At 57.5% G+C, this 12,698-nt stretch carries 15 protein-coding genes, 1 pseudogene and 1 riboswitch; of the genes and pseudogenes, 5 read left to right on the top strand and 11 right to left on the bottom strand.

Translation table 11 applies throughout. From position 1 onward, the window contains the following. Positions 1-154 precede the first annotated feature (154 nt). Positions 155-670, bottom strand: coding sequence for a hypothetical protein (locus tag ACFPB1_RS02805; RefSeq protein ID WP_379221626.1), 516 nt, complete (start codon positions 668-670; stop codon positions 155-157). A 103-nt stretch (positions 671-773) separates the two neighbouring features. Then, a riboswitch (SAM riboswitch) is annotated at positions 774-902 on the bottom strand. Positions 903-1,633: 731 nt separating this feature from the next. On the opposite strand from ACFPB1_RS02805, the gene ACFPB1_RS02810 reads away from it, so the two are divergent. From ACFPB1_RS02810 to ACFPB1_RS02825, 4 genes are read left to right on the top strand one after another with little or no spacing between them, the layout of a single operon-like run. After that, complete coding sequence (locus ACFPB1_RS02810) at positions 1,634-2,776, top strand: ABC transporter ATP-binding protein (protein WP_379221628.1); 1,143 nt, start codon at positions 1,634-1,636, stop codon at positions 2,774-2,776. A gap of 3 nt (positions 2,777-2,779) precedes the next feature. Further along, positions 2,780-3,439, top strand: a complete 660-nt coding sequence (locus ACFPB1_RS02815; protein WP_379221630.1) for an ABC transporter permease — start codon at positions 2,780-2,782, stop codon at positions 3,437-3,439. 14 nt (positions 3,440-3,453) lie between these two features. Continuing rightward, positions 3,454-4,362: a glycine betaine ABC transporter substrate-binding protein gene (locus tag ACFPB1_RS02820; RefSeq protein ID WP_379221633.1), complete on the top strand. Its 909-nt coding sequence runs from the start codon at positions 3,454-3,456 to the stop codon at positions 4,360-4,362. A gap of 41 nt (positions 4,363-4,403) precedes the next feature. Continuing rightward, the gene (locus tag ACFPB1_RS02825; RefSeq protein ID WP_379221635.1) at positions 4,404-5,099 is read left to right on the top strand and encodes an ABC transporter permease; all 696 of its coding nucleotides are present in this window, start codon (positions 4,404-4,406) and stop codon (positions 5,097-5,099) included. A gap of 170 nt (positions 5,100-5,269) precedes the next feature. Here ACFPB1_RS02825 and ACFPB1_RS02830 read toward each other — a convergent pair whose 3' ends face one another. From ACFPB1_RS02830 to ACFPB1_RS02875, 10 genes and pseudogenes are all read right to left on the bottom strand, one after another. After that, positions 5,270-6,181 (bottom strand): M15 family metallopeptidase, encoded by a 912-nt coding sequence (locus tag ACFPB1_RS02830; RefSeq protein WP_379221638.1) that lies wholly within the window; start codon positions 6,179-6,181, stop codon positions 5,270-5,272. Between the two features lie 188 nt (positions 6,182-6,369). Then, positions 6,370-7,407 (bottom strand): stalk domain-containing protein, encoded by a 1,038-nt coding sequence (locus ACFPB1_RS02835; RefSeq protein WP_379221640.1) that lies wholly within the window; start codon positions 7,405-7,407, stop codon positions 6,370-6,372. Between the two features lie 100 nt (positions 7,408-7,507). Further along, positions 7,508-7,855: a VOC family protein gene (locus ACFPB1_RS02840; RefSeq protein ID WP_379221642.1), complete on the bottom strand. Its 348-nt coding sequence runs from the start codon at positions 7,853-7,855 to the stop codon at positions 7,508-7,510. A gap of 268 nt (positions 7,856-8,123) precedes the next feature. Beyond that, positions 8,124-8,441, bottom strand: coding sequence for a hypothetical protein (locus ACFPB1_RS02845; protein WP_379221644.1), 318 nt, complete (start codon positions 8,439-8,441; stop codon positions 8,124-8,126). 6 nt (positions 8,442-8,447) lie between these two features. Next, positions 8,448-8,873, bottom strand: a complete 426-nt coding sequence (locus ACFPB1_RS02850) for a hypothetical protein (RefSeq protein WP_379221646.1) — start codon at positions 8,871-8,873, stop codon at positions 8,448-8,450. Positions 8,874-8,889: 16 nt separating this feature from the next. Next, the gene (locus ACFPB1_RS02855; RefSeq protein ID WP_379221648.1) at positions 8,890-9,255 is read right to left on the bottom strand and encodes a DUF2089 domain-containing protein; all 366 of its coding nucleotides are present in this window, start codon (positions 9,253-9,255) and stop codon (positions 8,890-8,892) included. 244 nt (positions 9,256-9,499) lie between these two features. Then, positions 9,500-9,655 (bottom strand): annotated as a pseudogene (locus tag ACFPB1_RS02860) (serine hydrolase); the annotation flags it as partial. A 17-nt stretch (positions 9,656-9,672) separates the two neighbouring features. Further along, positions 9,673-10,539 (bottom strand): pentapeptide repeat-containing protein, encoded by an 867-nt coding sequence (locus tag ACFPB1_RS02865; protein ID WP_379221650.1) that lies wholly within the window; start codon positions 10,537-10,539, stop codon positions 9,673-9,675. 14 nt (positions 10,540-10,553) lie between these two features. Then, positions 10,554-10,883 (bottom strand): PadR family transcriptional regulator, encoded by a 330-nt coding sequence (locus ACFPB1_RS02870; protein ID WP_379221652.1) that lies wholly within the window; start codon positions 10,881-10,883, stop codon positions 10,554-10,556. A gap of 206 nt (positions 10,884-11,089) precedes the next feature. Further along, complete coding sequence (locus ACFPB1_RS02875; RefSeq protein ID WP_379221654.1) at positions 11,090-11,638, bottom strand: AAA family ATPase; 549 nt, start codon at positions 11,636-11,638, stop codon at positions 11,090-11,092. A gap of 369 nt (positions 11,639-12,007) precedes the next feature. On the opposite strand from ACFPB1_RS02875, the gene ACFPB1_RS02880 reads away from it, so the two are divergent. Next, positions 12,008-12,499: a C40 family peptidase gene (locus ACFPB1_RS02880; protein ID WP_379221656.1), complete on the top strand. Its 492-nt coding sequence runs from the start codon at positions 12,008-12,010 to the stop codon at positions 12,497-12,499. Positions 12,500-12,698 lie beyond the last annotated feature (199 nt).

The following is a 12,698-nucleotide window of genomic DNA, read 5'->3' on the forward strand; positions in this document are numbered from 1 at the left end:
CGACGGTCAAGCTCCTCTTGTCTTAAGTTATCCTTCACAGGATTTGCCTAATGCGGATGCCTTATCCTAAGGACCGTCGATCTTCGGCCGCGCCGGCGGAATTCCGCCGCGGCAGCGCCGCGAGCTTCGGTAAGCCCGCTGCTTTCTGCCCAGCTTAAAACGTGACGTAAGCCTGCGCGTGCCCGAATAGCCCTTCGCGATCCACGAGGTCCCTTCGTTCGCGGCCGTCCGTTACTCGCCCTGCGGCCTGGTCGAGGATATCGGCTAACGCGGATTCGATCAACGCGGCCCGATCGGCGCCCCATGTTTCCGACTTCAGCTGCGGGAAGCGGAGGCTTTCCAGGACGTTCATGCCTTTCAAGCGCTGAAACGGCGCAGCCCACATGACCAAATCGCCCTTCAGGCCGGAACGCGGCACCGCAAATTCCCGACAACCGACGATTCCCGCATTCGTGGAGAGCGCGATAAGCCCGCGGATATCCGACTCCCGTTCGAAGGGCTGGTCATCGAACAGAAAGCATTCGATTCGGGTAACCCTGCACTGACGCAAATATTCCAGCCCGCGCGCCGATTCCTTCAGTCGCGGCAATTCAGCATAGAGCGCACGCGCTCGCGGGTCGTCTTCAACTGTCTCCTTATTTGTAACGCGGTCGGGAACGATGATCGGCATGTCTTCTGCCCCTCCTATGACATGGTTGATGAAGTGATAACAACAAAAAATGACCTTCTCCGGAGTAAGAGAAAGGTCATTAACAGGCAAAGTCAGATCCTCGCTCTTATCTCTCGGAATCGCCTTACACAGCGTTTCCGCAAGAATTAGCACCGTGCATACCTTTAAATCCAAAGGTATGTCGGTTGCCGGGCTTCATCGGGCTAGTCCCTCCGCCTGCTCTTGATAAGAAAGTTCACCGTATTCAATTAGTTACAATAATACTATAAAGCACCTTGATGTCAAGTCCTTTTAAGTCGGATCGAGAAGAGACGGCGGGCATGAAGGGAAAGGCCGGTTGACGAGGCCGGGCTCGAACGGCGTGCGTGCTCCCAAGCCGCGCCGGTCTAACGGGTTTCGCGCGCCAGCCTGCGTTCCAACTGCCTGATGAACGCCGCCCGCCGAAAAAAAAGGGACCCGCAGCAACGGGCTGCGGGCCTAAGGATTATATTCTAAAGGGGGTCGAGTTTCAGTATAGCTTCTTCACCTTAAGACAAGCTAAAGATCGGATGTCATTCTCATTACAATTCGCTTACAACTCATCGCAGGATGCGCCATTGATTTGCACGATTCGGCCGAAGAAACCGGAGCGGCACGCGCCAATATCCACCCTTCGCGCGATATGAAGAGACAATAATCGCCGCATACGCGCGACGCGCCGGCGCAGCAGCCTGTGCCCGCTTTTATTTCCGCACGATCGCGTTGATCGAACAAGCTGCCGTTCCTCGCGGCAGCTTGTTTTCATATTGGCGTTTAAGTTGGCGGTCAGGCACATGTTAGGATTTTCCATGTTTAAACGGCTCGTCAAGCGGTTAAGTCTGAAAGATCGTCTCCCCCTCCCCTTGCCATAAACCAATTTCCATTCGTCGCTTGGATGAAATAGAGAACATTGGAAATAGTATGTCGAAAAGGATGGATACCTGCATGATTGTCATGAACAATGTCAACAAGGTTTACCCGGACGGCTATCAAGCGTTAAAAAATATTAACCTTGAATTCAAACAGGGCGAGCTCACGGTGCTGATCGGCCCGAGCGGCTGCGGGAAATCGACGACGATGAAGATGATCAACCACCTCGTCTCGCCGACGAGCGGCTCGATTCTGATCAAAGGCAAAGATACGCGCGAGATCGATCCGGTCGAGCTGCGCCGAGGCATCGGTTATGTCATTCAAAGCATCGGATTATTCCCCCATATGACGATCGGCCGAAACGTAGGCGTCGTGCCACGCTTGAAGAAATGGCCGGCCGCCCGCATCGAGCAGCGCGTCGACGAGCTGCTCAATCTGGTGGGACTGGAGCCGTCCACGTACCGCGACCGCTATCCGTCCGAGCTCAGCGGCGGCCAGCAGCAGCGCATCGGTGTCATTCGCGCGTTCGCGGCGGATCCGGACATCATCCTGATGGACGAGCCGTTCAGCGCGCTCGACCCGATCAGCCGCGAGCAGCTGCAGGACGAGATCGTCCGGCTGCAGCAGGAGCTGCACAAGACCATTATCTTCGTCACGCACGACATGGACGAAGCGCTCAAGATCGCGGACCGCATCATCCTCATGAAGAGCGGCGAGGTCGTCCAGAGCGATACGCCGGAGCGGATTCTGCGGTACCCCGCCAATGAATTCGTGGAATCCTTCATCGGCCAGAAGCGGCTGCAGCAAGAGGACCACGTCTACGAGAGCCCGACCGTCAACGAGGTCATGGTGACTCAGCCCGTCACCGCGTACCCCAACAAGGGATTAGCCGAAGCCATCTCGATCATGGAACGGCGCAAGGTCGATACGCTCTACATCATCGACCGGCGGAAGCAGCTCCAAGGCGTCGTGTCGATCTATAACGTGCTGGAGCATTACGGGGAGGAGAACATTACGGTGGCTGACGTCATGAAGCCCGTGCGTTATGTCGTTCGCAGCGGCTCCCTCCTGTCCGAGGCGGTGGAGATCATGAGCCAGAACCAGCTGTCCAACGTCGCCGTCATCGACGACCAGGAACGGCTCGTCGGGCTGATTACGCGGGGCAGCATCGTGCGCCATCTGGCGGAGATCCTGCCCGCTTCGGACGAGGAGGTGTAACGGATGCTGGATTATTGGTCGTTTTTGCAGGAGCGTTATGCTGACATTCTGCATGCGCTGGGCCAGCATTTGGCCATCTCGCTCACGGCGATCGTGCTCGGCACCGTCTTGGCCGTGCCGCTCGGCATCGCGCTCGTGTACAATCAGATCCGCTGGATCAACGGCATCGTGTTCTTCGCGGCCAATCTGCTGCAGACCGTGCCGAGCCTGGCGCTCCTGGCCGTCTTGATCCCGCTCATGGGGATCGGCACGAAGCCGGCGGTCGTCGCGCTGCTGCTGTACACCATCATGCCGATTCTTCGCAATACGTACGACGGCTTCGAATCCGTCGACCGCAATGTTCTGGAATCGGCGAGGGGCATGGGCTACGGGACGATGCAGCGCATCCTGCTGGTCCAACTGCCGCTGTCGGTGCCCTATATCATGTCGGGCATCCGGGTCACGATGGTGTACATCATCAGCTGGGCGACGCTCGCGACCTTGATCGGCGCCGGCGGCCTGGGCCAGCTGATCGTGTCGGGCATGGCGGTCAACAAGCCGGAGCTGATCGTGACGGGGGCTTTGGGCTCCATCCTGCTCGCGCTGCTCGTGGACGTGCTGCTGGGCGTACTCGAGAAGTGGCTGACCGGACGGTACGGCGGGGCGAAGCGAATGACGATCTAACATGGAGGAAACCGATGATTGCGAAGCTGACCAAGACGATAACGGCGCTCGGCTTGTGCGCGATGCTGCTGACGCTCGGCGCCTGCGGCACGGGAGATACATTGGATACATTCATCATAGGCGCTCAGACATTCACCGAGACCAAGATTCTAGCCGAAATGTACAAGGCGCTTATCGAAGACCGGACGGACGTCAAGGCGGATATTATTCCGGATCTCGCGTCGAGCCCGGTCGTACTGCAAGCCATCGAGCGCAACGACCTGCAGATGGGTACGCTCTATTCCGGCGAAATCTTCAATAACCATTTTCCGATCCAGGCGACGAAGGATCGTCAGAAGGTCCTCGAGCAAGCGCAGGCCGGGTTCGACAAATATTACGACCTCGACTGGATGGATCCGCTCGGCTTCGAGAACACGTACGCCTTCACCGTGCGGGCGGATCTGGCCAAGGCCAAGGGCTACGAGAAAATCTCTGATATCGCGCCCGATGCGCCGAACATGCGGCTCGGGGTCGACACGTCCTGGCTTGAGCGCTCTTCCGACGGCTATCCCGCCTTCTCCAAGTATTACGGAATTACGTTCGGCAGAACATTCCCAATGGAATTAAGCCTGGTCTACAACGCGGTCGCCCAAAATCAAGTCGACATCGTGCTCGCCTACTCCACTGACGCGCGGCTCAAGGCGTATCAATTGAAAACGCTGGCGGACGACAAGCAATTCTTCCCGCCGTACGACGCATCGCCGGTGATCCGCAATGATGCGATCAAAAAGTATCCAGGCGTCGCGGAAGCCGTCTCGGAGCTGATCGGGAAAATCGACGTCCAGACGATGGTCGACCTGAATTACGAAGTCGATATCGGCAAGAAAAGCGAACGCGAAGTCGCCCTCGCCTACTTGAAGCGGGTGGGCTTGCTCAAATCGTAAGAAGCGTTCATGCAGCGCTTCAATCGCAAGGAGGATTGTGAATGGCAGAGCCCCATCTCACGTTTTGGGATTTCATCGACTACGTGCAGCGGAACTACGATATGCTGCTCGGCTATCTGTACCGGCATATCCTGATGGTGCTTACGGGCGTCGGCTTCGCCTTCCTCGTCGGCGTTCCGCTGGGCGCGATCTGTACGCGAAGCCGCGCCCTCGCGCGGATCATCCTGGCCATCATGAATATTTTGCAGGTCGTCCCGAGCTTGGCCATGCTGGTCCTGCTCTTGCTGATCATGGGACTGGGGTCGACGACGGTAACGGTCGGATTGTTTCTCTATTCGCTGAATCCGATCGTTCGGAACACGTACATCGGGCTGCAGCAGATCGATCCGAGCTATGTGGAAGCGGGGCGCGGCGTCGGCATGAGCACCATGCAAATCCTGTTCCACGTCCGCTTTCCCCTCGCGTTGACCTATATCATGACGGGCCTTAGGATCTCCGCGGTCATCGCCATCGGCGTCGCCACGATCGCCCCGCTCGTCGGAGGAAGCGGGCTTGGCCGGGAGATCTACGCGGGCATCAACAACGGCAACTCGCTGCGTATCTTCTCCGGCGCCATCCCTGCGGCGCTGCTCGCGATCGTCGCCGACATCGTGCTCGGCTTCCTGCAGCGCAGGCTGCGGGTGGACAACCGGCGTTCGAAGAACGTCATGCCGCCGGCGCCCAGGTCGCACGGGTGACCCGATCCTGCAATTATGAACAGCCGATCCGAACAGAGCTCGAGCTTGGGTCGTTCCGGCTGGGGTCGTTCCGGCTCGGCCTCGCTGCAACGGAGCTCGGGCTTGCGGGAATAGCCGAATCATAACAAAGGAAGCCGATCCATGCGATCGGCTTCCTTTGTTATACTCCTTTACGATTCCAGCACGGTCACGATGACGCCGTCCGTATTGTTGCCCGACAGCTCGTACTTGCCTTCGGCAGGCACGTGAAGCGTCGTATCGGATGACACCGGAAAATAATAAACGCCGTAGGTGTCGTTCCCGACGGTCGCCGTGATTGATCCGCGTTCCTCAAGCGCAGCCAGGTATTCCTCCAACACCCAATGATTGTCCTGCATGATTTCGCTGTGCGGAAGCCCGACGTACCGGAAATGCCAAGGCTCGTTTATGACGCCGGTTACATCTGTCTTATCCGCCGGATAACGCGCGATGAACCCGTACTTCCAGGCATTCGCCTCCAGCCATCTCCCTTCCGGCGCGTCCTTCATCTGCGCCTGCGTCGAACCGATGTCGAGCGCGAGTCCCAAGCTATGCTCGCTGTGCCCCGGCACCGCCGCGATTTCCGGACCCAATGATTGGTACAGCGCTTCTTGCTCTTCGACGTTGCGGTACCCGCTGCTGATCAGAAAATGGTCGACGCCGTCTTTGGCGGCATCCTTGATCATCGAGGCGAATCTGGCCGTTAAGTCGGGCGACAGCCGGATCTTGTTGTCCAGCAGGCCGAAACCGTTCACCAGCTCCCGATGCTGGTACAAATTCACCGCTTCGGCGTCCGCGTCGCTCGGCGGCACCGCGATGTTTTCATTCACGAGCAGTAGATTCCCCTCATGCACTTGGGCGCCCATGACGCGGATCGAAAGCCCGCCCGCAGGAACGCTATGCTCGGGTTCCGTCGTTTCCGCCTGATTCGCGTCCATGACCGGCGCATTCGCGTTCATGGCTTGCTCCGCCGGCATTCCCGGATCCGCCTCCGTCTTGAACCGCTCATAGAATACGCCCGCCGTCAGCAGCAGCAGCGCAATCCATACGACACCTTTTTTCACTTGCTTGTCTCCTCCTCATTCCTTCTGACTCTAGCGTAACGCCAAGAAATAAAGAGAAACCGGTTGAAAAGCTTAAAAATTTATGAACCTCGTTCAGATGGCGGCGCCGGCATCCAGACGGCAAACAAGGCTGGCGCCCGCGCCAGCCTGGTCTTCGCCTCTCTTGAATACCCGGGTCGGAACACGGGCTAGAACACCCTTCGGGCCGTCACGAACCGGTCCTTCCACTGCCCGTCGAACGCCTCGATATGGACCCCCAGCTTGTCCGAATAGGTATGCAGGATCTTGCCGTCCCCGGCATAGATGCCGACGTGGCCGATATCGAGCCCCCTTGCGCTGAAGAACAGCAAGTCGCCCTTCCGCAGGTCGGCGAGCTTGACCTCCTGGCCTTCCTTCGCCTGCTCGTACGAGATGCGCGGAAGATCGATGCCGAGCACTTCGCCGAACACGCGCTTCACGAACGAGGAACAGTCGAAGGCATCGGTCTGATCGGTCGGCGCGCCGAATTGATAATCCGTTCCAATGAACGACGATCCGAACGCGATAAGCTCGTCCGCCTGCTTCAGCTTCAGGTCCGGGCTCGCGTAATTCGAATATTTGGGCTTGGCCGACATGAAGCCGATCTTCCCGTCCTCCGTCTGCACCTCGAGCCACTTCGCGTCGACGGTGCGGATGACGTGGATCCGCTGTCCTTTCGCCAGCATCCGGACGACGGAGGCATCCGCTGCCGAATTTGGCTCGGTTCTCAGGTTAACGCCGTATGTAATTTCGGTTTCGAGCGTATGGACGGACGAGATGCTGATAGACCGGTCGTAAGCATGCCATTGGACGACGTTGCCCATCAATTCGCTGACGAACCGCAGCGGTACCATGGAGAAGTCGTTGATCAATTTCCCGGGCGCGGCAAGCGCGCGCATTTCCCCATTCTTGTAAGCCTGCTTGTCGCCGAGCCGATAGGTAATGATCGTATCGTCCTTCGTCGCCGTAACCGAGCGCGTTTGCTCGTTCCAGCTTACCTTGGCCCCTTCCGCCTCGAATATCGGACGTACGGGCACGTAGCTGACCCCGTTCTCGATCACGGGCGGCGCGGCGAGCGCCAGCGGACGGCCATCCAGCAGCAAGGACGGCGGCTGCGCCGCATCCGCATGGACGCGATGGGCTTGGACCGTCGTTGTCGTCAGAATCAGCAACGCCAAGGCCGCGAATTTGATTGTGCTTTGTTGCATCTTATGGACACCCTTTCCAACCAAGATACTCTATAGACGCGTTTCGTCTCGTTTTGTTCTAGCATTTTGGCGGATGGATGATTTTACCTCGAAATCGGCGCTATTTCTCCCACAGCTCGATCAGCCGGCCGTCCGGATCCTCGATCCAGGCAAAATGGCCGTATTCGCTGCTTTCGGCCGGCTTCGCAAGCGGTACGCCGAGCTGCTCGAGATGCCTCAACGCCTCGTCCAGATTATGGACCCGGAAATTCAACATCACCTGCTGGTTGGCCGGAAAATAACCGCTATCCTCGGGGAACAAGGAGAAGATCGTCTCGGTTCCCGGCTCGGCCTTGATCATTGCGCCGTTCCAATCGTTGATGTCGAGCTTCAGCACGTCGTTATACCATTTTTTGGTCACGTCCACATTTGCCGTTCGCCAGAAAATGCCTCCGAACCCTTTGATCATCGTCTCAAACTCCTATCGTCATCAAATATAGGCAGCGATTCGAGACGCGGGTGCCGCGGCGGGTCGCCTACGTCGGCGTTAATCGTGCCGTCTGATGCCCACCTCCAGATTCCCCTTAACGGGAATCGAATATTCCCGGCGCGCCGCATGCCCGGCGCCTCGAGGCATCAACAAAAAAACCAGCCATCGCGAGAATGATGGTTGGTTTGTTCCGGTGTTGCCCGATAGCCGCCGGCCGGACCGGCCGTGCATCCCGATGCCGCTTCGTCTACAACCGAATCGACACTTCCATGCCGTCTTGATCGCGCACGTCCACCAGGACCGTCCCTTTGCAGCGCTGCAGCTCCCCGATCAGCTGCCTGACCGCCCGCTTCGTGCTTCGGTCATCGAGAATCGACAGCACCAGCCCGGCGCCGAGCCGGCTGTCGTCCGATGCCCCCTCGCGTTCGTCGCGCTTGCTCAGCCAATCCTTCATCTTGCGCCGCGCGATACCGGAGGTCAGCACGCCACATCCCAAGCGCAGCACGGTATACGGGACCGGAATCGTAAACGCGCGCCCCTTGTTCTTGACCTTCACGATCATCATCTGCCGTCACTCGATGACGACGGAGACGGTCTCTTCGCCGGAGCGGACGTCGATGATTTGTCCGTCGAGCTCGTTCTCGATGGCATCGATCAGCAGGGCGATGTCGATATCCTTCACGTATTTCGCCGCCTGCGGGATATTGGACGCGATGCTGTGCCCCGCTCCGAGAACGGCCTTCACGAATTTGATCGGCAAATTAACGTTGATATTCTCGTTCTGCTGGGAGGTTATCCGAATTTTCAGCGTCTTGTTCAAGTACCCGCCAGAACCGGGCGAAAGTCTGGCGCCATAACCGGGTCTGCCCTGCGCCTGCGCGGCATGCGCAAGCGTCGTCTGCTTCTCCTTCAGCACGGCAATCAGCTCCGAAGCGCGTTCCGAATCGATTTTGCCTTCCTGCATCATGGCCAGCACTTTGCCGATTTCCTCTTTCATCGGGTCAGCCTCCTCCTTATTCTTCCTTCAACAGTTTAACCGCCTCGTCCGCCGTGATCTCGCCGTTCTCGAGCATGGACAGGACTTTCTTATGGTCGGCTTCCGGCTTCTTCCGCGTATCGTAGCCGAGGGCCGCGATGATGTCGTTAAGCTTGCCGCGCACCGTCGGATACGAGATGCCGAGCTCCCTCTCCACTTCCTTGATATTGCCCCGGTTCACGAGGAAGGTGATCGCGAAATGGAGCTGTTCGGGCGAGAGCCGAGCCAGCTTCGACAATTCAAAGCGGTTCTCGATCGTCGTCCGGCAATGGCCGCATTCCAGCTTGACGGCGTGAAGCGGATGGTCGCATACCGGACATTGCGTGAGGATGGGATATTTCATGCGCAGCTCCTTTCTGTAATTGAATTATAAGGCCGCATCCTTAATTTGTAAACAGGAAGAAATCAAATATATCAATATCTAGATTAAAATTATTTACTAATCGCGCCAGTAGGATTGAATTCTTAAACTCCGCCATAAAAAAGAAAGCCTCGGCGAAACCGTCGGCATGGCGTCCGGCTTCCCCCCGGTCCATTCCGATCGACTCGTCGAGACTTTATTCACATGGGTGCGCGGAAGCTTGCCGTCAGTCTTCGATGGCTTGGTAGACCGTGGTCCAAAAGTCGTGGATCAGCCGCGCCGAATCCGGCGTGGACTTCCCGACCTGGGTCAGCAGGATGCCGGTGAGCCGGTTGACCGGGTCGGCGTAGGTTGAAGTGCCGCTTCCGCCATCGGACCTGAAAAGCGCAGGATCGCACGCTAAATGACCGTCACGTTCGACAATTCGGCTCCCATGCCCTTGAGCAGCGCATAGGTCAACTTATCCATCGACGCGCCGTTGAAGCGGAGGGTTTTGATCATCTTGTAGTACTTGTTCGTGAGCGTGAACCCCGGCTTGAACGAGACGTTTTTCAAGGTTGCGCCATGGAACGAGACATCGGTCAGCGCCGCTTTGTCGAACTTCACGCCGATAAATGTCTGGCCGTCGAAGCGCTGCCCGCTCAGATCCGTGTATCTGAAGTCCACCCCGTCGAAGACGCAGCCTTCGAATGCCGCCTTCCTCAGATCGGTCAGCGACATGGTCACGTCGGTCAGCTTGACGTCCGCGAAGCGGGCGCCGTCCAGTCCCGATTTGCTGAAATTGGTGCGGACCAGGATCGACTTATGGAAGCTCGCGTTCCCTAAGTCCAGCGCGGACAGGACGCAGTCCGTCAGGTTCGCGCCGTCGAAATTCGCGCCGCGGACGTCGCTGCCCTTGAACGAGCTGCCGGTCAGATCCGCGCCCGAGAAGTCGGAGCCGCGCAGCGCGCTGCCTTGAAACTGTCCCCTTCGGGCGGTCACGCCGGCAAAATCGCTGTCCGCCAGGTTGCTGCCGCTGAAGTTGGTCAGCACCTGCCGCTCCAGCGAGCGGGAGAGGTTGGCGACCTCCATAATCGTCTCTTCGATGTCGCCGATGCTTTCAACGGTTTGCTTGAATGCCGTCTCGTCGTCCTTGCCCTCGGCTTTCAGCTCGCGGTAGCGTTCCTGCAGATCGGCGTGCAGATCGGCCTTTAATTCGGTGACGCTCTTGACCCCGTCGTACGGCGTGAACACGCTGTTCAAGTACTCCGTCAATTTCGCGTTCATCCTCATCCATCTCCCTAGACTAAATTTTCCAGCACGCGTTTGGCATATTCCCAGTTGCTTTTGTTGCGGGCGTAGGTCTGCTTGCCCTTCTCGGTAATCCGAAAATATTTGCGCCGTCCGCCCTGCGACTCGTCGCCCCAGTACCACGTGATGTCGCCATCCGCCTCTAGCCGCCGGAAGCTGGAGTACATCGTGGCTTCCTTCAGTTCGTACTCGCCGCCCGAACGCTCGGCGATCAGCTTGACGACTTCGTACCCGTAACGATCAGCTTCGGACAGAAGCCTTAAAATCATCGTATCCGTATGGCCGCGAAGCAGGTCGGACGTGATTTTGTTCTCGCTCATGCCAATCACCTCCATATCCGCATAATAAGCCATATTACTGTGACTGTCAATGTATCATCTCGAATGAAACACATTTCCTCCATGAACCGTGCTTCCCGTACAAAGAAAACCGCGCGGCGCGCGGTTTCAGAGCATGACTTTTCGTGCCGGTTCGAGGACAAACGGTCGTCAGGCACAAGCGAAGCCGCTTCGGGCGGGACCCTGCTTTACGCGAAGAAACCGTGATTCTCGCGCACAAGCTGATCAAAGGTTTCCGCGATGTCGAGGTCTGTGTTGTTCACGATCCATTCCTTCTTGATGTGAGGACTGTCCAAGCATTTCAACTGGCTCGCGGCGATTGCCGCTTCGGCGGCGGCATCCTGCTCGGTATCGCGGCCCCGGCTCCTTTTTCGTGCCAATATCGCCTCCACGGACGGCTTGAGCAGGACCACCAGCAGATTCGAGGCTTCCCCCGCCAGCGCCTCTTGATACGCGAGCAACGGTCTTGGCGGATCGCAATACAGAATGAATTCAACAACCACTTGCTTTCCCTCCGCCAGACGTTTATGGATCTCCGCCGCGACTTGCTTTTGAACGATCCGTTCTTCTTCAGGCGTTCGCACCCCATTCCGGGGGTCGTTCGCTTTGAATTCGTGCCAGAATTCATCCTCGCTCACGACGGAGTAGCCGCATTGGTCTCCGATCCAATTCGCCAGCGAGGTTTTCCCGCTCCCGCTAGGACCGGACACCAGGATGACGTTTCGGGTAGGCTGCACTCGCTCATTCCCCTTTGCCCCGATGATGAGATTTCTTAGTCTGACTTCTCCGCGTCGGCCAACCAGCCGGCTTAGACTTATTCATGAAGTTCGATGCGCACTCCGAATTCCCTCCGCCGTCCGGCTGGTTTCCGGCAAAATAATTGCGCCTTCCTCCACGGAAGCTCCGCAGCTTCTCCTTGCGAGAACGCGTTTTCATGAATTTGGAACGTGAAATTTTTTTCATGACTTTCTCATAGAGCCGCTTAGGCCGTGGAACCACGCGGGGTTCGCCTCTTAGTGGAAACAAATAGGTAATGCGCAATCTGGTAAGGTAGTTACATAGCCGGAAACCGAACCAAATTTTTTATACGGAGGGTGACTCATCTTATGAATATCAGACAAACGAAAACGAAACTCTTCGCCATCGGATTAAGCGCCGCAATCGGCTTGACGGCACTCGGCTTCGGACAAGCCCCGCAAGCGCACGCCCTGTCGTCGTCGTCCGCATCCAAGCTGCTGAATTACGGCGATAATTTCCTGGGTACGCCTTATAAATTCGGCGCTAGCACGTCGACGACGCGATATTTCGACTGCTCGTCGTTCACGATGCGCGTGTTTAAGAAGCTTGGCTATAACCTGCCACGCACCGCGCGCGACCAAGCGAAAGTCGGCCGTTACGTGTCGAAGCAGAATCTGAAGAAAGGCGATCTCGTCTTCTTCAAGGTACCAAGCCGCGGCAATTTCATCGGCCATGTCGGCATCTATGCCGGCAACGGGAAAATGCTGAACACGTACGGCTCTGGCGGCGTCAAGTTCACGAACATGAACTCCTCCTACTGGAAGAAGAACTACGTCACCGCGCGCCGTCTGGGCTCCTAACGGATTCGGACCTCCATGGATAACAAAGGATTAATAAAAAAGCAAGCTGCCGCGGCAGCTTGCTTTTTGCTTTGTACGCCCAGCATGGGCGTCATCTCTAGGGTGAAAGTCCCGAACGGGGGCTGGCGAACGCCTACCGTTAGCCAAAAGCAAGGGTGTCCGCCGCGAGGCGGAATCTGAAGGAAGCTTACGGCAAATG

Source organism: Paenibacillus sp. GCM10023250 (assembly GCF_042653205.1).
Lineage (GTDB): Bacteria > Bacillota > Bacilli > Paenibacillales > Paenibacillaceae > Paenibacillus_Z.